This window comes from Dysgonomonas sp. 520 (assembly GCF_010501095.1).
Lineage (GTDB): Bacteria > Bacteroidota > Bacteroidia > Bacteroidales > Dysgonomonadaceae > QVMP01.
Genome location: NZ_QVMP01000002.1, coordinates 24,748 through 49,172 on the forward strand (window position 1 = coordinate 24,748; position 24,425 = coordinate 49,172).

A 24,425-nucleotide genomic window follows, 5' to 3' on the forward strand; every position below is an offset into this window, starting at 1 on the left:
AAAAGTTATGCTTCGTCTCCGAATTCCATTAAATAGGCCTTTATAAAATCGTCCAGATCGCCATCCATCACTCCGTTGACGTCCGAAGTCTGGTAGTTTGTCCGATGGTCTTTCACACGCCGGTCGTCAAAAACATAGCTTCGGATTTGCGACCCCCACTCTATCTTTTTCTTACCTGCTTCGACTTGCGATTGCAATCGCCTGCGTTTTTCCAACTCTATTTCGTAAAGTTGCGATTTCAACAAACGCATAGCATTGTCTTTGTTTCCGAACTGAGAGCGGCTTTCGGTATTTTCTATTACGATTTCCTTTTCTTCGCCGGTTTCTTCATCCTTATATTTATAGTGAAGACGAACCCCGGTTTCAACCTTATTTACGTTCTGTCCTCCCGCACCACTCGACCGGAATGTATCCCATGTAACATCCGATGGATTTACGTCAATTTCTATCGAGTCGTCTACCAAAGGAACAATGAAAACCGAAGCAAAGGAAGTCATGCGCTTACCTTGTGCATTGTACGGAGAAACCCTCACAAGGCGATGCACTCCGTTTTCGGACTTCAGGTAGCCATAAGCAAATTCACCTTCAACCTGCATGGTTGCTGTTTTTATTCCGGCTTCGTCTCCGTCTTGCCAGTTGGTAACGGTCACTTTATACCCTTTCGATTCGCACCAACGCTGATACATGCGGAAAAGCATGGATGCCCAGTCTTGACCTTCCGTACCTCCTGCACCACTATTGACTTTCAGCACAGCTCCGAGCTTATCTTCTTCGCGACGAAGCATGTTTTTCAATTCGAGATTTTCGACAAGATTTACGGCTGTTTTGTATGCCTGATCCACTTCTTCTTCCGTCGTGATTCCTTCTTTTTGAAAATCGAATGCCAGCTGAAGTTCTTCCGCTGCCGCTTTAACTTCATTATAACTTGAAATCCATCCTTTTATCTCACGGATTTTTTTCATCTGCTCTTCTGCCGTTTTGTTGTCGTTCCAGAAGGCAGGGTCTTGTGTTCTTATTTCTTCTTCTTCCAGTTGTATTATCTTTGCATCGACGTCAAAGATACCCCCTCAACGCTTGCTCGCGTTCCAACACATCTTTGAGTTGGTCTATTGTAATCATAATCTGATTGCTTTTAATTAAATAACTCCTAAAAATTGACTGCAAAAGTACTTATTTTTATCATACAACAGAGTTATATTGAATAATATTTAACCCGTAGTGTATTTAAGACTTTGACGTTAACTCATTTGTTATAAGATTATATCGATTTTGTCATTTTGAACGAAGTGAAAAATCTGTGTATTTTCAATTACAGATCCTTCGTTTTACTCGGAAACACACAAATTCATCACAACAAATGAATCAAATAACTTTTATTCGATATAACATCTGATCTTTGATGTATCATTGCATTAGTTTAATTTAATAAAAAGAATTGTACCACTCAATAAATGAAGATACCCCCTCTTCTATTGTTGTATTGGGTTTGTAGTTAATGCATTTTTCAAGTTTTGTTGTGTCTGCGTAAGTGATAGTTACATCTCCGGGAGGGATTGGCTGCATGTCCAATATGGCTTTTTCTCCTATCGCATTTTCGAGAGTGGAAATGAAATCCATTAGTTTGACCGGACTTGAGTTTCCTATATTGAATATCTGATAGAAAGGATGTTCCGATTTTTCATCCGGAAGTTTGTCTATCAACCCTGCTACACCGGCAATTATATCATCAATAAAGGTAAAATCGCGTTGCATATCTCCATGATTGAAAACTTTTATTGCTTTGCCTTCACTTATCGCCTTGGCAAAAAGCATCGGAGCCATATCGGGTCTTCCCCAAGGACCGTAGACCGTAAAAAAACGCAATCCGGTTGTAGGCAAATGAAAAATATGGCTGTACGTATGAGCCATCAGTTCGTTGCTTTTCTTTGTTGCGGCATAAAAACTGACGGGGTAGTCTACATTGTCGTTTTCCGAAAATGGCACATCATTATTCATCCCGTAGACGGATGAGCTTGAGGCATAGATCAGATGTTTGATGTTGTTGTAACGACAACATTCGAGAATATTTGTGAACCCTACAATATTAGACTGCACATACGAATGTGGGTTTTCTATCGAGTAGCGTACACCTGCTTGTGCCGCCAGATTGATAACAATATCGAACTTTTGGGTTTTGAAAAGATCCTGCAACGATTGATAATCGGCAAGGTCTAACTTCAGGAAACTATAATTGTTATGGATCGAGCTTTCGACAAGGGAACCACAGGCAATTTTTTCTTTGTCAATGCCACTGGTTTTCAGACGGGCATATTTGAGGTTGACATCGTAATAATCGTTGATATTGTCAATCCCTACAATTTCTATATCGTCTTGTTTTGCCAGTTTTTCAACCAAATGAAAACCAATGAATCCTGCTGTTCCTGTAATTAAAATTTTCATTCCTCTACTTTTTCTTTAGTCAACCACAAGTTGCGTGCATAAGTGATAAACCCTGCACTTTGTCCGATAATCAGCACCGGATCTTTTCGGAATATTCCGTAGGCAATTGTTATTATAGAACCAATGAGGCTAAGTATCCAAAAATTGGTAGGCAAAAGAGACTCTCCCCTCGATTTTGAGTACCACCACTGATACACAAACCTGAACGTGAAAATAATTTGCCCTGCCGAACCAAACAGTAATAAACCGATAGGGATATTGCCAAACAACCTGTCTACTGTTTCGTTGCCGTTATACAACACAAAACATAGCGCAGCTATGGGAGTAAGTATAATAATGAGTCGGACAAATGAATAAATCTCTTTCCAATGGTTTTTGTTGTTCAGATTCCAGATGTAAATGTAATACGAGAATATTTGCCCCAGAATTATGGCGAAGTCTCCACGCAACCATCCGTATATCGAGAACAGGAATGAAGCCAAAAGGCTCAACTGCCAATAGATAGTGGGCGACACCACCTTTTTCGCTTTTTCGGATAATATCCACTGTATGAGCATCCTCGCCGAGAACAACCCCTGGGCAATGAATCCCAGAACAAAGTACCAGTTATTGTTTTCCACTATTCTTGGTTGTTCCGGTTTATATTGTCAGAACCAATGGCATAATTGATATATCTTTTTTTCATCCAACGGTAAGCAAAGCAATCCATAAAAGGTCCTACCAGCCTGTTCCAAAGATGAAATTTAGATACTCCGGCAATACGTTCGAAGTGCCTTACCGGTATCTGCTTCACTTTGGCATCCTGCAATTGTATCAGGGCGGGCAGGAAACGGTGCATCCCGGTGAAAAGGGGAATACGTTTTGCATAGTCTGTTCTGATTATTTTCAAAGGGCAACCTGTATCTTCCACACCATCGTGCGTCATCATACGCCGGAAGCCATTTGCTATTTTAGACGAAAGCCGTTTGCCCAAGCTGTCTTTTCGTCCTGTTCTTATACCCATTACAAGTTGATATTCGTAACGATAGGGAAGAAGTAGTTCGAAGTCTTCGGGGGTAGTTTGCAAGTCGGCATCAATATACCCTACAAATTCAGATTCTGCAGTATCTATTCCTGCTTTGATGGCAGCACTCAGTCCGTTATTTTTAGTGAAAGCGATATAGTAAAAACCCTCGTTGCGCCTGCATACATCAACTATAAGTTCTCGGCTTTTGTCTTTAGATCCGTCATCAACAAAAAGGATACAGGTTTTTGCAGAGGATTCTTTCAAATATGCAGACAATTCTTTCTCAAGCCTGTCCATATTGTCTTCCTCGTTGTATATAGGAACTATTATCGTAAACTCGTATGCGCTTGTCTTATTCATTTATTTGGCTTTTATTATAGCAACTTCCCGTACTAAACTCCAATTGTATCTTTTATGCCCCGATTTTCTCCAATTATTGTCAAAAGTATCAATTTTTTTGATTTCCACATTCTTATTTGCGAAAATGCTGTCGATCGAAACTCCGCTGACCAACACAAAAGGCAGATTATTCATTATTTCCGAATCATCCGACAGATTCATCGGTTTTATGGTTTTATCTGCCTCATAAACTAACTCCATACGCAATTCTTCGCTGTCGTTATAGAAAAACGGAAGGTTCTCCACATCTTTGTTTTCCCTGATCATGCGGATGCTGTGCCTATCGGCATTGATAAACATTTGCCCGATGGGAATCATACACACCGCACACACAAGAATCATGCTTGCGATGATGCCGACAAATACTTTTGCAGGCCGGATGCCACTTCTGCCGAAAAGAGAAAAAACGATATAGGCACTCAATCCCCAACTGAATATTGTTGCCGTTGCAAGAACAACAGCAGATATCTGGTTCTCCTTATAAAACATAATATAAAGAACAACAGGAAGAGCCACCAGTATCAGGGCAATTATCGCCCCGTTTATCCTGAAAATGACCTTCTCGCCTTTCGTCGCCATGTTTTTTATACTATGATAGAAATAAAATCCCGTAACAATGGCTCCCGGTATAAGGATTGGCAGCAAATACCGTGTTTTCTTTTCAGGAATGACGGACAACAAAACCAGAGAGGCTATAAACCAAACCAGAGCAAATTTATACTCTTTCCTGTATTCTTGTTTCTTGTAAACGAAAAAAGAAACGATAGCCGTAACAAGAAACAACGCCCATATTCCGGCTTCGGCAGGAAACTGCCAGTAGTAATACCACGGACGAACATTATGATTGAGCCACGACGACGATTCTTTCTGAGCCACAGCCGTCGCCATATCCTGATGAAAAAAGTAAATGTACGCCATCCACCAAAGCGAAACTATGAGGCAAAGCAAAATCATCGCAACAAGTGGTGCAACTTTCCCTTTCATTTTTGGTCTGTAAACGGCTATATAACTTATCAGAAACGGGAGAAACATGGCATAGAACGAAACCGGCCCTTTACCCAGAAAGGACAATCCGAGAAAAACACCTGCCAATATAAAGTTTTTCCATTGTGCGCCACTGCCTTCAAATGCTTTGAAGAGAAAATAAATTGCCCCAAGCATAAAACTGTGGCAATATATATCCCATGTGGCAGTTCGCCCCATCAGCACAATATTGAAACATGTGGCTAGGATGAGCGAAGACAGAAGCCCGATGTTTCGGTTACGGGTAACCCGCGACACAAACAGATAGAGAAATATCACCATCAAGGTGGCGGATAGTCCTGCCATACACCTCTGAATGACGAGATTTCCGGGAATTATATTTTCTATGCCTGCTGCAATCCATGTGGGGAGCGGCGGTTTTTCGAGCCTCAATTCGCCATTCATAGTTGGCACAAGGTAATTTCCCTCGCGAACCATTTCCTGAGCCGTGGCCAGATTGCGAGACTCCATCAAATCGGCAGGAATAACTTGATTGTTAATGAAGAAGGTAAAAAAGCAAACCACAAAAATTGCCAGATAGTGAGTGAATAAGCTCTTTTTTTCTTCTTTTTCGGAATTTATCGTTGACATTCGATTTTATTAATCATTACGTTTTGCTTGCAAAAATAGGTTAATTGTCTCAATTCAGAGTGTTAGCCATCTGACAATGAATATCTGCAAGATGCAATTTAACTTTGTTTAACTAATGATATGAAGATAAAAAAACAGGACAAGCCTTACGGTTGCCCTGTTTCTTTTACGTGTGTATTTTTAGTAAAGCATTACTATTTTGAAATTATACAATGGAGGTTGTTGTTTTGCCTTGCTATGCCATTGGAAAATAAATTCAACTGTTCTGTTCAAATCCAAAGACACATTGTATTGTATTAATACTGGATTATTGGTATCTCCTTTAAACTCAAGCGGAAAAAGACGTTCGTCTACCCCCTGAGTTCCCAAATATACAAATCCCAGAATTCCACCATCTTCATAAAAATCTTCGTTCAAGGCAGGCAAATCTCCAATAAAACGATACGTTTTATCATCCTCGTTCCATTCCCACTGATTGGATTTTACTGTAAAATCCGCAATCTTCCATATAGTTTCAGCACCATCTTGTCCATCTCGTCCCGGAGGGCCTGTTGGTCCTTCACATGCACTGAATATGAATAGTGAAGCTAATAACATCACTGTTATTTTTCCAAAATCTTGTAATCTTTTTTTCATTTTGTTATTTTTAATTAAAGTTGTCAGATATATAGAATTTATTTTTTCCTGAATAAGAGAGAGCTATCCCCATAACTCAAAAACCGATAATTATTAAACAAAGCGTGATTGTAAATTGTTTTCCACCCATTTCCGATAAATGCCGAAACCAACAGCAGCAAAGTGCTTTTAGGTTGATGGAAATTCGTAATCATGGCATCCACTATTTTGAAATCGTAACCGGGCACAATCATTATTTGTGTGTCGGCAATCAGTGTTTCAAAGTTGTGTTGTTCCAGATATTCGATAATATTAGTTAACGCTTTTTCTTTGCTTATATTATTCTCAGACTCGTAAGGTTGCCATTGGTTTACTCTCAAACCCGAATTTTCTTTCTTTTCGAGAAGATTTCCTAAATGATAGAGGCTTTCCAGAGTTCGCACGGATGTTGTTCCCACGGCAACAATGCTACCTTTATGGTGCAAGATTTGTTCAATTGCAGTTTTGCCGACCGAAATAAATTCGGTGTGCATTTCATGGTTTTCTATTGTTTCCGTTTTCACGGGTTTGAAAGTCCCTGCCCCTACGTGAAGAGTCACCTCTGAGGTTTGCATACCCTTTGCTTTCAACCTGTCGAATACATCTTCCGTGAAGTGTAAACCTGCAGTGGGAGCAGCAACCGAACCTTTTATTTTTGAATAAAGGGTCTGATAAGTCTCTTTGTCTTTCGATTCGGTTTTTCGGTTGAGATAAGGGGGGATAGGCAATTCACCGCCAATCTCCAACAGGTCGGAAAAAGTATAATTGTCATTATCCCACTCAAATTCTACGATATGGGCATCGCCTAAAGTTGTTAACTTTTGAGCTTTCAGGTTAATTACATCGCCGTTTTTCTCAATGGATTTTGCCAGACTTCCCTCTTTCCATTTTTTCAGGTTCCCGATCAGGCATATCCACGAGCACTTATGCGTTTGCTGGAAATTCAGGGCATAATCGTGCGGAGAATATGGGTCGAGACAAAAAATTTCGATCTGAGCGCCTGTTTCTTTCCTGAAGTATAAACGGGCTTGTATGACCTTTGTGTTATTGAAAACAATGAGGCTATCGGAAGGAAGACTATCGGGAAGATCAGAAAAATTTTGGTCTTTAATCTCTCCGTCTTTGTATATCAAAAGTTTCGATAAATCCCGTTTTTGCAAGGGGTATTTAGCTATCTTTTCGTCAGGAAGATTATAGTTATACTCTTCTATATGGATTTGCTTCAGGTCCGATATTTGCATTTTTTGTATTGTTTAATCCGACAAAATTACTCAACTTTGTGCGATTTCAAAGAAAGAAAACTATATAGATATGAAAATTGGCGATAAAGTTAGGTTCCTGAATGCCGTTGGAGGAGGTATCGTAAAAGGATTTAAGGGAAAAGACCTTGTGATTGTTGATGATGACGGATTCGACACCCCGGTTCTGATCAGGGAATGTGTTGTGATTGAGCCTGCCAACGAATCGCAGGTACGCCAAACGGTGAAACCGACGGAGCAATTTGTGCAACAAACAAAAGTTGAAGAGCCTGTTGTGGTTGAAGAAACAAAAGAAGGCGAGCAGATAACCGTTTGTCTGGCTTATCTGCCTGTTGACATAAAAAACCTGAGTACAACCGGTTATGAGACTTACCTTGTGAATGAGAGCAACTACTATCTTTCATACAACTACATGAACAGGTATAAAGATGAGTGGAACTCTCTGGCATCGGGCATTATTGAGCCTAACACGAAGATATTTCTCGAAGAATTTGAAAAACCCGATTTAAATGACAGGGAAAGAGTATCTTTGCAATTCATTGCTTACAAAAAAGACAAGCCTTACAAAGCTAAAAATCCTTGTTCGGTGGATTTGAAAATTGATACGGTAAAATTCTACAAACTGCACAGTTTCCGTGAGAATGATTATTTCAATGAAGACGCAATAGTTTATTATGTGATGCGAAAAGATCTTCCGGAAAAAGAATTCACGATTTCGGCAGAAGACCTTCAGCAAGCTATGCTGCAAAAGGAACAGGCTGAACGCAGGGAAAAGAAACCGGTGAAAAAGCAAAGCGGGTCGGACATTGTAGAAGTCGATCTTCACATAAACGAGTTGCTGGACAATACGAATGGACTTTCCAACAAAGATATACTTGATTATCAGCTTGCGAAATTTCGGGAGGTGATGGATGAATACAAAAACAAAAAGGGGCAAAAAATTGTTTTCATTCATGGAAAGGGCGACGGAGTATTGAAAAACAGTATACTGAAAGAATTAAAAGAAAAATACAAGTCGGCATATTATCAGGATGCCTCTTTCAAGGAATATGGTTTTGGAGCAACCATGATTACGATTAAATAAAGGCTTGTCATCCTGAGTATAGCGAAGCATGGCAAGCAAGATGGTTTATATAAATTTCTAAATATTATACAAATGAAGCAAAAACTATTACAATTAGCATTAATCGTTATGACAACGATAACGATCTCCGGCTGTGGCACATCGGTCGGCAACAGCCTTATGGGTGCATACAACATGACTCAGTGCGAGTATTCATACAATTCAATCTCCAACCTGAGCGTATCGGGCGTTAATCTGGGGAGCGGCAGTTCGTTGAGTGCTGCTAACGTTTTGAAACTTACAAGCCTACTGACCGGCAATGCCAGTTCAATCCCTATGAATTTTACCGTGAACCTGAACGTGAAAAACCCGAATCAGACAGCGGCTTTGTTGAGCGGACTGCAATACAACATCAAGATTGACGGCATCAATTTCACTAACGGGGCTTTGAATCAAAGTTTAAATATTCCTTCGGGAGGGACACAAAATCTGCCTTTAACTATCGGTATGGATGTAGCCAGCCTGATGAAGAGCAATACTCAGAGCTCTGTTCTGAACATTGTGAAAAACTTTATTGGCATAGGTTCTGAAAAATCGAATGTAACACTGGAGTTGAAACCATCCTTCAATATCGGCGGACAATCTATCATGTCGCCTGTGGCGGTTCCGGTGAGTTTTTCGTTTGGAGGAAAATAAAGATAGTTTAAAATACAAAGAAACCCGATTTGGAAAAATTCAAATCGGGTTTTATTTCATTACAAACTCCACTTCTTTGAACAAGAAGAAGCGACTGTTTCCATCTTTATCAGTAAGTATAAGAGTGCCGTTTGACTCTATGTCCGAAATTTGAGCCTCAAATATTTCATTTGTTTTGGTATCCCTGAACATTCCTGTCGAAAAAAGGTCTTTTTTATATTCCCTGACTACTTCATTTTCTTCTCCCGATTTTATTTTCTCGTAATAATACAGGATGCGGGCGATTGTTTTCTTTAGGATATCAATTCTGTCGAATTCTTTTCCGGCAATCATCCTCAGGGAAACGGGTTGTGGTCGGCACTCAAATTGCTCCTGATTGATATTTATGCCGATCCCTACCACAGATTCGGATATACGGTCATCTTCCAGTTTGTTTTCTATCAGTATTCCGCATATCTTCCTGTTTTTCCAATAGATATCGTTAGGCCATTTTATTTTTATCTGGCCTGTATATTCCGATAAGACATCCCTGATAGCCAAAGCCACACATTGTGAAATGAGAAATTGCTTGCCGATGGGGATGAAGTATGGATACAAAATTGTACTGAACAGTAAATTTTTCTCCTTCTCCGATTCCCACGAATTGCCTCTTTGTCCTTTTCCCGACGACTGAAAGTTGGCAGAAACGACGGTGGCTTCCAACAATTTTTCATTGGAAGATAATCCATTTAGATAAATATTTGTGGAGGTTGTCTCTTCTATGTTTATGATAGGAGGCAATTCTTTATTGTTCATCTTTCAAATTCCGGTATTCTTCCTGTGTCTTCTTCGGCAACTTTTTTATGACTTCATCTACAGAATGTTGTATCCATGCCCTGAGCTCATCGGCAGGCATACCGCTTTCGAGGTAAATACTGTTCCAATATTTCTTATTGCTGTGATAGCCGGGTATCACACAGTTATACTTTTCTCTGAGTTCCACAGCTTTTTCCGGATCACATTTCAGGTTAATCATAAATCCCCCATCATGTTGTTCCAATCCCATATAGGCGAACATCTTTCCCATTACTTTAAAAACGAGGGTTGTTTCGTCGAAGGGGAAACATTCTTCCGCACCTTTTATACTTAAACAAAATTCACGGGTTTTTTCTATATTCATATTTTTCTATATAAAAGTCATCTCAACTAATTAAATATCAAGTCTGCCCGAAATGTTTGTCATGCTGAGCAACGCGAAGCATCTAAAAAATGCATAACAGTTATCAGTCAACACTTTGTCCTCTGGGGTTTGTAACCCCGGAGTTATTATTTTCCGGATTTAAAATCCGAATAGTAACCAAGCATGGGATTACAAATCCCATGCGACGGCAAGAGCAGAGCCCTGCCCCTACACCTCTTCCTAACCCTCTCCAAAAGAGAGGGAATAAAACCCCTCCTCCTTTAGAGGGAGGAGGAGAGGGGGTGCGTTTGCAGGGTGTGTGTCAAAAGTCTTTTCTACCCCTAGATCCCCTAAAGGGGACTTTTAAAACAATTGATAATCAATACACCCCTTTAGGGGTTGGGGGTTATTTTCTGAAATTTGGAACTTTTGACACACGCCCCGAAATGTTTGTCATGCTGAGTAACACGAAGCATCTAAAAAATACTCCTTAATACAAAGATATAATAGAAAACGAATATTAGCCCGTCGACCAACAGTAAAACGTAAATTTGAAGCTCAAGAGAGTTACAATTTCCACCAGATCATGGAGGTACGGTTAGCAACCTTATCATTGCCTACGTGCAATTCCCAAGGATACGGCTGAGGTATATAATGAGACAATTTGAATATCACAATGTCTCCGGCAGAAAAACTTGACCCTAATGCAATTGAATAGGTTTGTGGACCATCGGTGGTTGGAAACATATTTATTTCGGCAATATCTTTTAATGTAGCACCAACCCATACTGATATATAATATACAGCTCTTGTGGCACTTATCACATTTCTCACATGACCATAAAACCTGAAGTTAAAAGCATACGAGCCATCATCGGGAATCTTAATTGTTCCGAAATCCAGAAAAACACCACCATCCCCATTCAAATCTCCTTCTTTGGTTTTTGTTACCGATGCTAAATTGACCATGTTTATACCGTTTTTTGGCAATTCTGTCACCATTCTTATCCAGTTTTCTCCATTCCAATAATAAAATCCGGAGGTCAACTCCATATTTGTAGTAGTGTTGTAGACTACCAATCCTACGTGATTCTCTTTGTTCGTAGCGTTTGTGGTGGCGCAAGGCTCCAATACCGATGCACTTTGCAATGCCACACGCGGCAAGTTGAAACCTTTGGTTGATGTAGAGCTTCCGTCCGATTGGCTGTTTGTGGTAGCAAATTCTTTCACATCCAGCAATGCGCCTTCATTCGGAATGAGCTCTGAGCCTACTGTTACTTGCGCTGCCAATGATGATGTTGCAATAAGTGCCAATAATACTAATAAATTTTTTTTCATAACTTTTGTTTCTTTTGTGTTAACTTCTATTTTCATTGCATATATCTTCTGTCACTTGCACAGTGACAGAGGATTGAAACACCAATCCGCAACACCCTTATTATCAACGATTTTTAAATTTAAGAAAAGGGCAAGATAAGCCATTAGTTCAACGCTCGTTAAACATCTTGAAGAAACAAGACGACGAGCGGGTGATAATCGGCTGACAATCCGCTTTTTATATAATCTGGAATTTACAATCAGATATTTTTCTTTGAAAAACATTCGTTTAACAAACTAATATACAGCACTTAAACAACAAAAATAATGAAAACGGAAAATGACAATCCAATAGAATTCCTGCAGCTGAACGATGGTCAGTCTTGGGACTTAGAATCGGAAGAAAACAAAATAATTCTGGTGATGGAGGGGGAAATAAAGATTCGTTCTTCAAATCATTCTGAAATTGGCATAACAGCCTCAAATATGGCATTTTACCCCTTTCAGGAACAAATAGTATTGAAAGCCGTAAAAAAATCCGAAGTAGTTTCAATGCGTTTCACAAATGAGTCGGTGCTTTGCAGCATACTTTCTTCTGCTGCTACCAACTCTACGATGAAACTACACGAAGACAACATTCAACTAATCCCGATTAAAAACGTAATATACAACTATATAGATTCCATCAGAAGATATATGGATAAGGATATTTGCGACAGTTACCTGCAGGAATTGAAGCTAAAAGAGTTCGGTTATATTCTCAAACATTTCTATTCGGAAGAACAGTTGCAATGTTTCTTTCAGCTGCTTCCCGGTAACGATTTACGCTTTTCGGAAGAAGTGTGCAGCCTCAGCCTGAGTGTGCGCTCAGTTCGTCAACTGGCTGAAAGAATGAATTATAGCTATTCGGGTTTCAACAAACGTTTCAGGCGAGTGTTCAATATGTCGGCATATAGTTGGATGAGAAACCAGAGGGCAAAGCAAGTCTATCAGGACATTTGTCAGACAAGCAAAAGCCTGAAAGAGATCAGCACAAATCATAAATTTGCCACCCTGTCTCATTTCAATGAATTTTGCCACAAAAATCTGGGAAATTCTCCTTCCGAAATCAGAAGAAAAAACAGAACAAAACAATATATATAAAAAAAGAACCTCTGTCACTGTGCAAGTGACAGAGATCCTCATTGTCTCATTATCAGCATACAAAGATATAAAAAGTTTTTAAGTTTGATTCTTTTCAGTAAACATTTTTAGGGTAAGCGTTTTAAAAACGATGCTATGATCAGATACATTGTTGACGCAAAAAAGATTTACTGAAAGAGAGTGTTTTTCTCAGTTTCATAAAGTTATATTGTGTTATGAAGATGCAATATACGTTATTTTGAAAAATGATACAATAATGGACTTTCACAAATGACTTGAAATGGCTATATTTGACCAAACATAAAAAATTAAATATCTTATGTCGAAAGAAATTCTAAATCTTAAACCCGAAAATGTTTGGAAACATTTTTACGAGTTGACACAAATACCTCGTCCGACAGGACAGATGGCGGAAGTAACTAAATTTGTCGTAGATTTTGGCAAGTCTCTGGGACTTGATACGAAGCAAGACGCTGTAGGTAATGTTCTCATCACAAAATCGGCTAGCGCCGGAATGGAAAATGCTCCGGTCGTAATTCTGCAGGCACACTTGGATATGGTTCCTCAAAAAAACAGCGATGTGAAACATGATTTCACCAAAGATCCGATTGATGCTTACATTGATGGTGATAAGGTGAGAGCTCGCTCCACAACTCTTGGCGCAGACAATGGTATTGGTGCGGCTGCCATAATGGCGATTCTTGAAGATAAGGAGGCTGTTCACGGAAAAATTGAAGGCTTATTCACCATCGACGAAGAAGTGGGAATGGTTGGCGCTTTCGGACTTCAACGTGGATTTTTGACAGGTAGCATTATGTTGAATCTGGACACGGAAGAAGAAGGAGAGCTTTGTGTCGGTTGTGCCGGAGGTGCCGATGTAAACATCAGCCTTCAATATAAAGACGTAGAAGTTCCGGAGGGTGATGTAGCCTTGAAAATAAGCCTGACCGGACTGAAGGGTGGACACTCAGGTTGTGATATTCACTTGGGGCGTGCAAATGCCAACAAACTGATATTCCGTTTTCTTAAGGAAGCCGTAAGAGATTATGAAGCACGCTTGGCTAGTATTGACGGAGGTTCTTTACGCAACGCTATTCCCCGCGAGGCTTTTGCCGTAATTACAGTTCAGCCGGAGGACGTGGACGATGTAATGGAACTTGTTGCAGACTATGAAGAGCTTTACATAGAAGAATATAAAGGCATTGAAGATAAAATTTCTTTTAAAGTTGAAAAAACGGAATTGCCAAAAACTCTTATTCCGGAAGAAATTCAAGACAATCTGATCAACGCTGTCGAGGGTTGCCAGAATGGAGTTGTCAGCATGCTTCAAGATTTTGAGGGAACAGTGGAGACTTCTACAAGTCTGGCTTCCGTGAAATCCTCGCCCGAATTGATTGAGGTTAAGTTCCTGACAAGAGGTTCTTCCGAATCGAAAAAATTTGCACTATGCTCAAGCATCGAAAGCACATTTACACTGGCTGGGGCAAAAGTGGAAGTGGATGGAGCGTATCCGGGATGGCAACCAGACATCAATTCTAAAACATTGAATGTGATGAAAGGAGTATACAAAGAAAAATTTGGAAAGGAACCTGTTATACAGGTTGTTCATGCCGGTCTTGAATGTGGTATAATCCTGTCCAGTACTCCGGGTCTTGATATTGTCTCTTTTGGCCCTACAATCATGAATCCTCACTCGCCAGATGAATATGTGGACATAGAAAGCGTTGGTAAGTTTTATACTTATCTGACAGAAACGCTTGCCAGACTCAAATAATAGCTTAACGCTATAAACGAAAAAGAACTACATTAAATAATGTAGTTCTTTTTTATATCCGGATAAATCCGAATCTATAATTTATCTGAAAGCAAAACTGAAACCTGAATCTTCAAATTTCCATTTCCCGTCTTGCTTCACCAATCTTACCCGATCTTCTTCAATTTTCCCATTCTTGAAAGTAACTTTCAGATAAACTCTCGCTTCAGTTTTATCGTTATCAAGATATGTTACTTTTTCTCCTTCGTCATTAGGAACAACTTCGATCTTGTCTATTTTATAATCTTTTATCCTTTCTTTAATTTCATCTTTGTGAGCTTCGATGAGATCTTTCATTTTTCTTTTCATTTCCTTGAACTCATCGTTAGTCATATGGTCAGGTTTAGCACCATTATCCATTAACTTTTCAAATTTTCCCTCGGCCATGTATTCCACATATCTTTTAGCGGCACTTTCGGGCGAATCGGAACAAGACGAGAACGAAAATGCAAAAGCAAAAAGTAAACTTAGGTACAATATTTTTTTCATAACCTTTTTATTTTTTTCGTAAATAGTTTTAATATGAAACCGTCTAGACTTTTCCGTTTTATTCAATTTTGTCATCCTGAGAGTATCGAAGGATCTGTTTTTTTAGATGTTTCACTACGTTCAACATGACAAAAACTCAAAAATTAAGTATAATTTAAAAAGTCTAGATGACTTCTATATGATTTTTTATCTAAGCAAGAATCTTGAAGAGTAATCGTCTACTTTCCAACTGCCGTTTTGTTTCACAAGTTTCAGGCTTTCTTCTTCCACTTTTCCATTTTTGAAGGTAATTTTGAATCTAACCTTAGCCTTGCTTTCATTGTCTTCGTATTCTACGTTTTTCCCTTCCTCGTTTTTCAATATTTCAATGTCTTTTATAGTACATCCTTCTACAAATTTCTTCTTAGCTTCTTTAAATTCATCGTTCGACATATCGTCCGGTTTGGCTACGTAATCAAAAAGTCTCTCGCTAGCCATCTGAACCTCACACATATCTTTTATGTATTTCTTGGTTACACTTTCGGGCGAATCGGAACAAGATGTGAAAGAAAAGCAAAATACAGTCAATAGACTTAAATACAGTAATTTTTTCATAGTTGATTATTAGTTTTTAATTAATATGTAGATAATTTTTATGCAGAAACCGTCTAGACTTTTTCGTTTTATTCAATTTTGTCATCCTGAGAGTATCGAAGGATCTGTTTTTTTAGATGNTTTTTTAGATGTTTCACTACGTTCAACATGACAAAAACTCAAAAATTAAGTATAATTTAAAAAGTCTAGATGACTTCGCAGTGTATTTTCCTAATTGAAACAAAACTAATAAATTTTATGTAAATTTACAGAATAACAGATGTTAAAATACTATATAGTTATCCTATAATCTTCCTATTACCTTTTTTTGTCATATTAATAGTTTGATAACCAATTCTTCCGTTTCCATAAATCATTTTTTCTTCAATATGAAAGGATGCCGCATACAGGCACACTTCTTCTTTTATAGAATGTACTATTTGAGGGTGTCTTATCAACCGGACAAAATAGCCCAAAAGCAGCCTGTTTTAGGCTGCTTTTGGGCTGAAAGTATATGAAACATTATTCTACAATTACTTTTATCAATACGTTTTTATTTGCCGGATTCAACTCATCTTCCCTTTTCATATTAAAGATAGGTGTTCCATCAAATGCAAAATTGACGCTTTTCACAAAGGCATGGCGTCTCGGATCATACAATCCGCCATCTGTTGTTTCTTTCGGATTACGGGCATGATATACAATAACAGGATTTCCGTATTGATCGGTCGTAAAAGAATTGTGTCCCGGACCACTTTGATCTTCAGGTAAATCTTCGGTCGACAACAATGGATATCTCACTTTAGTCCACGACCTTATATCCAATAAATCTGAATCTTCGTCAGCATACATCAAGCCAACACAATATGTATGATTGACAGCGGAAGCCGAAAAAGCCACGTATATCTTTCCGTTATGCTTTATAACAGCCGCTCCTTCGTTTACCCAAGGACCTTCCCATTCCCATGCATATTCGGGCGAAGTTAAGAGCGTGTAGGCACTTGTTGCTTTCCAAGGTTGAGTTCCATCTACCGATGCTATTGCTAAACTGGAGTTGCCTAATTTCTGTGCCCAAATTACATAATGAGTTCCTTTGTTCTCGAAATATGTCATATCCAACGAAAAGTCTCTAAATGAAGTTTTATCATCATTCGATGGTTCCATCAGATGTCCGACAGTTTCCCAACAAGCAGGATTGGACGGGTCTTTTTCTCCTAAACTGCAAGTTATAACACGCGGACGAATGTTAAAAGCAGCATTATTTAGAGATGTTGTGAAGAAAACAAACCAAGTTCCGTCGATCTGATGAATTTCCGGCGCCCATACGTAACGGAAGCATGAAGGACAATTCTTTTCATCCCAGATGGTTATTTCTTCGGCTGTTGCTAAACCTTCAATGCTTGTTGCACGTCTTAATATGACACGGTCATAACCTTCCGGATCGCCCGATCCAACCATTGGATACGATGCCGTAAAGTAATAGTAACCATCATCCCCTTTTGTAATCCACGGATCGGCACGTTGGCGGATTAATGGGTTAGCATAATCGGGTTGCTGAACTATTCCGTTTATGGTATATTCGCCGGGAGAACCTAAGTCGACATTGTTTATGTCTTCTTCGCTCCATTCAACTCCCAATTGTTTAGTAGATCCATCGTTGTATTCTGCTGTAACCCTGTCAGGCAAATTAAGTTGACCTCCGTTTTTAATGGTAATAGGATTTATGCTTGTGATTCCTGTATTGGTAATTTTTCCATATTTTCTTACAACTCTTTCATATTCATCTTTAGTAAGAGCAATCACGCTACGGTCAATTGCCTTGCTTGGATATTTACCTGAAGTAGCCGGACGGGAGAATGCCGCAATTTCGACGGTTGATTCTATCGTTTTGAAATCCTTAGTCGTTGTTTCATAGTATTTTCCATTTCTGCCCTGCCACCTGATAGAGTAAGCACGCTTCGCATTGTCGTAATCGCACATGAAAGTCATGATATTTATCTTTTCATTATTTAGCGCCAGATATGTTTCATCTACATAGTCGATCAAGTCGGGTGAATGGTATATAATAACTCCATTACTGTTGTTATCTGTTGCTATCAAGCCAAAAGAGCCGTCAGGCTTTCTGAACAACCAAGGCTGACGAAGTTTCTTTGTACCAACCAGAGGGTACACAATAGCTTTACTATTATTAAGCGATGTATAAGCCGAACCATCCAGGCTGTTGGCAATGAAGAAACTGTTTGTCCGTTCGGTTCCTCCCGACATTATATAGCTCATTAAGTATCCATAACTGGCCTCGGCTACAGTTACCACAAAGTCTTTACTTGAAGATAGTCCTCCTTTCGATATTGTAGCAGTCAGAGTAACTTGCTGGTTCCCTTTACCTACAGCCGGACGGTTAACGTTTCCGTTATTGTCAAGTAAAGAATTATTGTTGCTAACCCACGATATAGTATAATCTTCACCTGTTGCAGAAGGTAGAACGATATTTTCCGTTACATAGGATATTCCAAGATCAAATTGATTGGTTATATATTCCAACTGCCTTTCGGGCGTATCGGCTAAAACGTTGACCAAAAACGATTTGCTCACAGATTTTTCGGCCAATGTAAGAGTTACGGTCATCACAACTCCACGATCGAGCTTTTTGTCACGTATGACCTGTCCGTCCTCGTCGATGAAAGCAATATCTGATGATGCCCATTTTATATGGCTTCCATTACTGCCCATAGCAGGTAACACCAGATCGTTTATCATATCCGTTTTGGCAGGGAGGGTAAGTGCATTTTTATCCTCTTCCAGAGCTTTCAGGAGTGCTTCGTTGCCCTGCCCTGAATAGTATTCGTTTTTTATGTCAAAGTCGGTTAGGGCGGTATTGAATACTTTAACTCGCTTGACTGCTCCTTTATAAAACTTATCGTTGTACGACGAACGTCCGATATAAGCAACTAAGTTGCTCCCAAAATCGCTGACAGTGCGACTGACAGCAACTTCTCCTATCTTGGTTCCGTTGTAATAAGCGATGATAGCATTCGGCTGAATAATAGTTGTATATAGTGCCCATTCGCTACTGGTTATTACACCATTCATCCCTTGTGAAGCCGTGGACGGAGAAAATCCGTACTCACTGGTCCATGGTTTTTCTAGTTTGTCATTTGTTATAACCGACTTTAAGCGTCCGTCCGGATTTGCAGGGTTTAGTAACCAATATTGGAGAGGTTGGCTTTCGGCTGTTCCGAAAAACATGGCAGCATAATTGCCCCATCCCGTTTCGTTTTTCAACCAGACCGAAATGGTGAGTGTATTCTGATCGTCGAACATACCGGTCGGTAATTGTATATAGCCTGCACTTGAGCCTGCATTACCTCCGGGAAGCCTCAATTCTCCCTTCGAAATCACAGCACCCGATCCTTTTATTGCCCCATGATTAGCCATAGGCGACGAGTCGGTTACTTTTGTGCTTCCTATCGGGTCATTAAACTCGTAATGTAAGATCAAATTATTGCTTAAGTTGTTCTGTGCCAATAATGGGAGCTCCAATATAAATGCAGCGATACAGATTAGTGATAATAGCTTCTTCATGTTATATCGTATTTTCTTATTTTACAAGTAGTTTGGTTGTACATTTATTGCTTCCTGCTATCTCCACAATATAAAGTCCTGTGGTCAGATTACTTGCCAGAATAGTATGAGAACCAATTATTTTGGTTTTTGCAACAAGGTTTCCTTGTGTGTTGTAGACCGATGCAAGGCATCCATAGCAAGACTCATCAATAGCATTTGCCATTATAGTATTTTTATCGGAGAATACATTTATTCGGTGCTTACTAAGCTCTTCATTTCCAATGCCCGTTCCGTAGTTCAGGTCTTTTATACAGCGAACAGAGTATCCATTTGAACGATAATGTGAACTCTTAGTCTGCACCAAGAGGTCGGAAAGAAACATGTAATATGCTAAAGAACTGTTTGCTGTTGACGACCAATACATTCCATAGTCGCCCGTCATAAAAAACAATCCGTTCGAAAAATCCCTGCTGCCACTCTTCGGATAGCCTGACATATTCTGCTCCGCTTCGTTTAATAGATTGGGATACATTTTGTGAGCAGGAGGTATGCGCCATCCTTCGGGCGAGGGGTCAAATATACCCTTTTCTCCTGCTGTTCCGCACCATAAGGTGTCGTTGTGAAGAGGATTGGAACTATACCAGTCTTTGCCGTTCATGTCATTCCCTGAATAATAGTTTAGAGGATTCAGGATAGCATTGGCTAAATTGTTGGTTTCGACCACATTTTCATACTTTATACCTTGACTCAATACATTGTTGTCGATGTCGTATATTGTGCGTCCTATATCATTGTAGTTGTTTTCGAGTATCGACCCCGCTCCGGGAAACGGGTCTTTTCGCCCAAACTGATATAGCAATCCGAAAGAGTCTGCAGTTTCGTACGAACCGGTTGTTGCTCCCAGGTTCATAGACATAAAAAACAGTTCTTCGCCATCGGCAATATATTTGATATTTTGGCTTTCGGGGTCATAGTCGGTTACCCATATATGCCAACTGTATCTTATTATCCCTCCAATTTTCACTCCGATTACGGCGTTACCCTTATTGTTGTTCGTCGTAATCTTGATGTTTGCGGTTTTCCCGTTTCCTTGTAATGATACTGAGGAAATTAGCGACTGATTGTCTTGCCAGAGTAATTCTGCCGTAATGCCGCCTGACAAATCAGGGTTTGTATTAACCAGGCTTTCTATTTGTGTCCATATTGCGTAGGCTTTTACGACGGGGATGCTGATATCACTACCCGGATTAACGATATACGCATTGGGTAGTTTCAAAGCATCGGGACTTGTGCTATCCGGTATTTGAGCAGATAAATTAAAAATTCCTCCAATAATAAAAGCAATTATTAAGGCTAGTTGATGCAAGTCTTTTTTCATAGATAAATTCCTTAAAATTAACAATTTAATTCGTGGTGCATTTAAGGATTTAACATTAAACTTCTTATAACAAACACTTTAGCAAATTTGTCATTCTGAACAAAGTGAAGAATCTCGATATTCTCGTCTTAGATCCTTCGTTGCACTCAGGATGACAAAAAGGGAAGAAGCTATTTGTTAGACAGTTAGTTTTCATTTTCTAAATGCACCACGGGTAATTTAATATTTATCAAATATACAGTGCTAAAATTAGATAATTTACATCTTTATGCTTAGGTTGATACGACACCAATAGTAAGACACTTTGAGACATTTCCTCACAAAAAAACGGATATCCCTGTGATGTGGGATACCCGTTTCGCTGAATAGTTTTGTAAAGTTTGTTTGTTTATTTTTTCACCACTATTGTCCGATACGATTTGCCCGATGTGCGAACAATGACTACATAACTGTTTGGTGTCAAGCCACTCATATCCACACGCTGAACGTTGCCCGATTGTGAGATTACCTGCATGCCCTGCATGTTGAAGACTTCAACTCGCTGAACATCCGCAGCTTTGACGTGCAACACATCAACTACCGGATTGGGATAGACCTGTATGCCGTCTGCTGTGGCATTGTCTATCGACACAGTGGCTGATGGTTCAAAGTTGGCGACAAGTGTGCGGTCTTTATAAACATCAAAGATGTATGTGGCTTTGCTGGAGACTTGCACACCATCTTCTGTCCAGTTTACAAACTGGTAGCCTGCTTTGGGTGTGGCGGTAAGGGTAACTCTGGTTTCTTTTGCGTAGGTGTCAGCGCCTGTTACCGAGCCATAGGCTGTATTGTTGGGCGTGGCGGTGATGCGGCAGGGAGCACCGGCTATTGAGTACACAAAGCCTACCCGTGCCGGATTGCCATCGCTACCCTTCACTTGGGTATTGGTCATAACAACGGTATAACCACCTACTCTGCTGAAAGAGATTTTACCATCGGTATATTTTGTGTAAGGCAAACCCGAACCCGAACCACTGCCACCATGAAAGTATGAGTCGTCCATCTCGCACGGCGTACCGTTTATGGCGGGTATGCTTGCCTCTTCACCGGTGAGGAGGCTTACCTCGGGCAGGGTTTGCGGCGAAATAACACACGAGTTGGCATAAGGTGAGCCGTTGGTGATTATGTCGTATAGCTGGACTAATGACAGTTGATTGTTGTCACACTCAAAATAGTCTATCTTCTTGTTGTTGCTCAAATCGAGTGCTTGAAGCTTGTTGGTGTTGCAATAGAGCCTTGTGAGGTCGGGTGCGCGGGTAACATCAAGCTCAGTAACACCCGAAGCATTTACCGCAAGGTAGGATATTACGTGGTTCTTGTCGGCACGTCTTATCTGCACGGTATAGGTGCCATCTTTGTAGTTGTCGGGGATGGGTATATCCAGATTGCTGCCGCCCTGACCGTCGTGAGTGGTATTGGTGCCGTTGCCCCAATCTACAAATATATTGTCGGTGCCGGCGGTGGCGCGTATGCGGAGTTGCCGTGTTTTATTGTTGGCAATAGGCCCCCAGGTGAAAACGATATCCCAAGGGGTCACTGTGTAAGTGGCGGTTACTATTATTACAAGTCCATTTGAGGCTGTCACTTTGCTGTTAGTCATTTTTACACTAAACGTCCCTGTTTTCAGAAAAGTGAGCGTGCCGTTGGTATAGGTGTAGTCGGTTCCCGCCACAGCACCTCCTTCAACCGTGATGTCACTGATGGTTCCGTCGCAAGTGAGTGGAATGCCCTGTCTTGTATATTTAATTTCACATGGTCTTTGGTAAGATAGGGTTAAATTTTTGTAGGATGCCCCGTTGTTTTTAATGGCATATAGTTGTTGAAGGGATAGTTGATTACCATAGCAATACAAAGATTTTAATGCCGTATTTTTGCTGACATCCAACACCGAGAGTTGATTATTGTTGCAAGACAACTCGGTTAATTTCGTGCATTTGCTGACATCCAACACCGAGAGTTGATTATTGTAGCAATCCAAAGTTGTTAATTTCGTGCAGTTGCTGACATCCAACACGGTAAGTGAATTACTGATGCAAAGCAAAGTTGTTAATGCCGTACTTTTGCTGACATCCAACACCGAGAGTTGATTATTGTTGCAACTCAAATATCCTAACGCCGTATTTTTGCTGACATCCAACACCGAGAGTTGATTATTGTTGCAAGACAACTCGGTTAATTTCGTGCATTTGCTGACATCCAACACCGAGAGTTGATTATTGTAGCAATCCAAAGTTGTTAATTTCGTGCAGTTGCTGACATCCAACACGGTAAGTGAATTACTGATGCAAAGCAAAGTTGTTAATGCCGTACTTTTGCTGACATCCAACACCGAGAGTTGATTATTGTTGCAACTCAAATATCCTAACGCCGTATTTTTGCTGACATCCAACACCGAGAGTTGATTATTGTTGCAAGACAACTCGGTTAATTTCGTGCAGTTGCTGACATCCAACACCGAGAGTTGATTATTGGGGCAATACAAATAGATTAATGCCGTGTTTTTGCTGACATCCAACACCGAGAGTTGATTTTCGGAGCAATCCAAAGTTTTTAATGCCGTATTTTTGCTGACATCCAACACCGAGAGTTGATTATTGGGGCAATACAAATAGATTAATGCCGTGTTTTTGCTGACATCCAACACCGAGAGTTGATTTTCGGAGCAATCCAAAGTTTTTAATGCCGTATTTTTGCTGACATCCAACACCGAGAGTTGATTATTGGGGCAATACAAATAGATTAATGCCGTGTTTTTGCTGACATCCAACACCGAGAGTTGATTTTCGGAGCAATCCAAAGTTTTTAATGCCGTATTTTTGCTGACATCCAAGGAGCTTAGAGAATTATTGTAGCAATACAACTCTATTAATGCCGTGTTTTTACTGACATCCAACACCGAGAGTTGATTATTATAGCAACGCAAATCGATTAACGCCGTATTTTTGCTGACATCCAACGCGGTGAGTTGATTGTTATAGCAATACAAAGATTTTAATGCCGTATTTTTGCTGACATCCAACGCGGTGAGTTGATTGTTATAGCAATACAAATATTTTAATGCCGTATTTTTACTGACATCCAACGCGGTAAGTGAATTATCGGAGCAATCGAACATTGTAAGGTCTGTACCATTGCTAACAGTTATGATTACAGTGTAATTTTTAGGAAATAAACTATAAGCATGCCCGGTTTTTATAGTATAGTTATCATAAGTCGCCGTACTATATCTGTCTGATTTTCCATCCCCCCAATCTATGGTTATATTGTTTGTCCCTTTTGTTGCTACTAGAGTCAATAATTTTGAGGAGCTTGCATTTGCTTTCCATGTAAAGGTAATTGAACCTGCCGCCTGTGCCGTATATGCCAACAGGCACAGCACGAATAAGAGTAATGCTTTTTTCATTTCGATTATTTAGAATTATTTATTTTATGTGATATATATTGTTCGGAATATGAGATATCGGGAGGTATATTGCATAGCTGTGCTTTTGCAGGTGCAAAGTTAGACACTAAAAATGGATTTTTTGTGTCAAATCGCAACAAAGTGCCGACACAAAATGATACAATGTGTTAATGCAAATGTTTTAATGTATTGTAAATCAAAATAATGCAAAAATCGGAAAAAAAATATTTTTACCCGTGGTGCATTTAGATAATGAAAGATAACCAGGTCCCAAAAGTAAGATTGCACTATCAAAGTGTTATTCATCTTGTCATTGAGTCGCCTTCGCTCCTCGAACGTTGTCATTCTGAGTGCAACGAAGAATCTGTACTTTCTAAAACCAGATCCTTCACTTTGTTCAGGATGACAAAACCAATA

19 protein-coding genes are annotated in these 24,425 nt (G+C 39.8%); 4 read left to right on the forward strand and 15 right to left on the reverse strand.

Going from position 1 to position 24,425, the window contains the following annotated elements; all coding sequences use genetic code 11:
- Window positions 1-5: 5 nt before the first annotated feature.
- The 7 genes from prfB to D0T56_RS01555 form a co-directional block, all read right to left on the reverse strand.
- Window positions 6-1,119 (reverse strand): peptide chain release factor 2 gene (prfB, locus tag D0T56_RS01525; protein ID WP_163318379.1). Its coding sequence is split into 2 segments (ribosomal slippage): window positions 6-1,055 and window positions 1,057-1,119, totalling 1,113 coding nucleotides; the frame shifts between segments, so codons are not numbered across the junction.
- A 303-nt stretch (window positions 1,120-1,422) separates the two neighbouring features.
- A complete protein-coding gene (locus D0T56_RS01530; RefSeq protein WP_163318380.1) occupies window positions 1,423-2,439 on the reverse strand; it encodes an NAD-dependent epimerase in 1,017 nt (338 codons plus the stop codon).
- Window positions 2,436-3,059 (reverse strand): lipid-A-disaccharide synthase N-terminal domain-containing protein, encoded by a 624-nt coding sequence (locus tag D0T56_RS01535; protein ID WP_163318381.1) that lies wholly within the window; start codon window positions 3,057-3,059, stop codon window positions 2,436-2,438. Before D0T56_RS01535 ends, D0T56_RS01530 begins: the two co-directional genes overlap by 4 nt.
- Window positions 3,059-3,805, reverse strand: a complete 747-nt coding sequence (locus tag D0T56_RS01540) for a glycosyltransferase (protein ID WP_163318382.1) — start codon at window positions 3,803-3,805, stop codon at window positions 3,059-3,061. Before D0T56_RS01540 ends, D0T56_RS01535 begins: the two co-directional genes overlap by 1 nt.
- On the reverse strand, window positions 3,806-5,458 hold the full coding sequence (locus tag D0T56_RS01545) for a glycosyltransferase family 39 protein (RefSeq protein WP_163318383.1): 1,653 nt from the start codon (window positions 5,456-5,458) through the stop codon (window positions 3,806-3,808).
- Window positions 5,459-5,638: 180 nt separating this feature from the next.
- Window positions 5,639-6,094 (reverse strand): hypothetical protein, encoded by a 456-nt coding sequence (locus tag D0T56_RS01550; protein WP_163318384.1) that lies wholly within the window; start codon window positions 6,092-6,094, stop codon window positions 5,639-5,641.
- Window positions 6,095-6,132: 38 nt separating this feature from the next.
- Window positions 6,133-7,353, reverse strand: coding sequence for an S-adenosylmethionine:tRNA ribosyltransferase-isomerase (locus D0T56_RS01555; protein ID WP_163318385.1), 1,221 nt, complete (start codon window positions 7,351-7,353; stop codon window positions 6,133-6,135).
- 70 nt (window positions 7,354-7,423) lie between these two features.
- Here D0T56_RS01555 and D0T56_RS01560 point away from each other — a divergent pair, with 70 nt between their 5' ends.
- Entirely contained in the window at window positions 7,424-8,455 is a 1,032-nt protein-coding gene (locus D0T56_RS01560; protein WP_163318386.1) for a DUF2027 domain-containing protein, read from the forward strand.
- Between the two features lie 72 nt (window positions 8,456-8,527).
- On the forward strand, window positions 8,528-9,130 hold the full coding sequence (locus tag D0T56_RS01565) for an LEA type 2 family protein (RefSeq protein ID WP_163318387.1): 603 nt from the start codon (window positions 8,528-8,530) through the stop codon (window positions 9,128-9,130).
- Between the two features lie 51 nt (window positions 9,131-9,181).
- Here D0T56_RS01565 and D0T56_RS01570 read toward each other — a convergent pair whose 3' ends face one another.
- The 3 genes from D0T56_RS01570 to D0T56_RS01580 form a co-directional block, all read right to left on the reverse strand.
- Window positions 9,182-9,925, reverse strand: coding sequence for a biotin--[acetyl-CoA-carboxylase] ligase (locus D0T56_RS01570; RefSeq protein WP_163318388.1), 744 nt, complete (start codon window positions 9,923-9,925; stop codon window positions 9,182-9,184).
- Window positions 9,915-10,289: an MmcQ/YjbR family DNA-binding protein gene (locus D0T56_RS01575; RefSeq protein WP_163318389.1), complete on the reverse strand. Its 375-nt coding sequence runs from the start codon at window positions 10,287-10,289 to the stop codon at window positions 9,915-9,917. Before D0T56_RS01575 ends, D0T56_RS01570 begins: the two co-directional genes overlap by 11 nt.
- Before the next feature lie 567 nt (window positions 10,290-10,856).
- Entirely contained in the window at window positions 10,857-11,627 is a 771-nt protein-coding gene (locus D0T56_RS01580; protein WP_163318390.1) for a hypothetical protein, read from the reverse strand.
- Window positions 11,628-11,933: 306 nt separating this feature from the next.
- Between D0T56_RS01580 and D0T56_RS01585 the strand changes: the two genes are divergently transcribed.
- On the forward strand, window positions 11,934-12,749 hold the full coding sequence (locus D0T56_RS01585; protein WP_163318391.1) for an AraC family transcriptional regulator: 816 nt from the start codon (window positions 11,934-11,936) through the stop codon (window positions 12,747-12,749).
- A 319-nt stretch (window positions 12,750-13,068) separates the two neighbouring features.
- Window positions 13,069-14,523 carry an aminoacyl-histidine dipeptidase gene (locus D0T56_RS01590; RefSeq protein ID WP_163318392.1) on the forward strand — a complete coding sequence of 485 codons (1,455 nt, stop codon included), beginning with the start codon at window positions 13,069-13,071 and terminating at the stop codon, window positions 14,521-14,523.
- 81 nt (window positions 14,524-14,604) lie between these two features.
- Here D0T56_RS01590 and D0T56_RS01595 read toward each other — a convergent pair whose 3' ends face one another.
- The 5 genes from D0T56_RS01595 to D0T56_RS01615 form a co-directional block, all read right to left on the reverse strand.
- Entirely contained in the window at window positions 14,605-15,051 is a 447-nt protein-coding gene (locus tag D0T56_RS01595; RefSeq protein ID WP_163318393.1) for a DUF4878 domain-containing protein, read from the reverse strand.
- Window positions 15,052-15,237: 186 nt separating this feature from the next.
- Window positions 15,238-15,645 carry an NTF2-like N-terminal transpeptidase domain-containing protein gene (locus tag D0T56_RS01600; protein ID WP_163318394.1) on the reverse strand — a complete coding sequence of 136 codons (408 nt, stop codon included), beginning with the start codon at window positions 15,643-15,645 and terminating at the stop codon, window positions 15,238-15,240.
- 501 nt (window positions 15,646-16,146) lie between these two features.
- Window positions 16,147-19,206, reverse strand: coding sequence for a family 43 glycosylhydrolase (locus tag D0T56_RS01605; RefSeq protein ID WP_163318395.1), 3,060 nt, complete (start codon window positions 19,204-19,206; stop codon window positions 16,147-16,149).
- A 16-nt stretch (window positions 19,207-19,222) separates the two neighbouring features.
- Window positions 19,223-20,566, reverse strand: coding sequence for a T9SS type A sorting domain-containing protein (locus D0T56_RS01610; protein WP_163318396.1), 1,344 nt, complete (start codon window positions 20,564-20,566; stop codon window positions 19,223-19,225).
- A gap of 388 nt (window positions 20,567-20,954) precedes the next feature.
- Window positions 20,955-24,008 carry a T9SS type A sorting domain-containing protein gene (locus D0T56_RS01615; RefSeq protein ID WP_163318397.1) on the reverse strand — a complete coding sequence of 1,018 codons (3,054 nt, stop codon included), beginning with the start codon at window positions 24,006-24,008 and terminating at the stop codon, window positions 20,955-20,957.
- Window positions 24,009-24,425: the final 417 nt, after the last annotated feature.

Excerpts from the sequence above, each read along its gene's own strand:
- D0T56_RS01530 (WP_163318380.1), bottom strand. The coding sequence starts at position 2,439 with ATGAAAATTTTAATTACAGGAACAGCAGGATTCATTGGTTTTCATTTG.
- D0T56_RS01565 (WP_163318387.1), top strand. The coding sequence starts at position 8,528 with ATGAAGCAAAAACTATTACAATTAGCATTAATCGTTATGACAACGATA.
- D0T56_RS01545 (WP_163318383.1), bottom strand. The coding sequence starts at position 5,458 with ATGTCAACGATAAATTCCGAAAAAGAAGAAAAAAAGAGCTTATTCACT.
- D0T56_RS01600 (WP_163318394.1), bottom strand. The coding sequence starts at position 15,645 with ATGAAAAAATTACTGTATTTAAGTCTATTGACTGTATTTTGCTTTTCT.
- D0T56_RS01610 (WP_163318396.1), bottom strand. The coding sequence starts at position 20,566 with ATGAAAAAAGACTTGCATCAACTAGCCTTAATAATTGCTTTTATTATT.
- D0T56_RS01595 (WP_163318393.1), bottom strand. The coding sequence starts at position 15,051 with ATGAAAAAAATATTGTACCTAAGTTTACTTTTTGCTTTTGCATTTTCG.
- D0T56_RS01575 (WP_163318389.1), bottom strand. The coding sequence starts at position 10,289 with ATGAATATAGAAAAAACCCGTGAATTTTGTTTAAGTATAAAAGGTGCG.
- D0T56_RS01550 (WP_163318384.1), bottom strand. The coding sequence starts at position 6,094 with ATGAAAAAAAGATTACAAGATTTTGGAAAAATAACAGTGATGTTATTA.
- D0T56_RS01615 (WP_163318397.1), bottom strand. The coding sequence starts at position 24,008 with ATGAAAAAAGCATTACTCTTATTCGTGCTGTGCCTGTTGGCATATACG.
- D0T56_RS01570 (WP_163318388.1), bottom strand. The coding sequence starts at position 9,925 with ATGAACAATAAAGAATTGCCTCCTATCATAAACATAGAAGAGACAACC.
- D0T56_RS01605 (WP_163318395.1), bottom strand. The coding sequence starts at position 19,206 with ATGAAGAAGCTATTATCACTAATCTGTATCGCTGCATTTATATTGGAG.
- D0T56_RS01560 (WP_163318386.1), top strand. The coding sequence starts at position 7,424 with ATGAAAATTGGCGATAAAGTTAGGTTCCTGAATGCCGTTGGAGGAGGT.
- D0T56_RS01580 (WP_163318390.1), bottom strand. The coding sequence starts at position 11,627 with ATGAAAAAAAATTTATTAGTATTATTGGCACTTATTGCAACATCATCA.
- D0T56_RS01590 (WP_163318392.1), top strand. The coding sequence starts at position 13,069 with ATGTCGAAAGAAATTCTAAATCTTAAACCCGAAAATGTTTGGAAACAT.
- D0T56_RS01555 (WP_163318385.1), bottom strand. The coding sequence starts at position 7,353 with ATGCAAATATCGGACCTGAAGCAAATCCATATAGAAGAGTATAACTAT.
- D0T56_RS01585 (WP_163318391.1), top strand. The coding sequence starts at position 11,934 with ATGAAAACGGAAAATGACAATCCAATAGAATTCCTGCAGCTGAACGAT.
- D0T56_RS01540 (WP_163318382.1), bottom strand. The coding sequence starts at position 3,805 with ATGAATAAGACAAGCGCATACGAGTTTACGATAATAGTTCCTATATAC.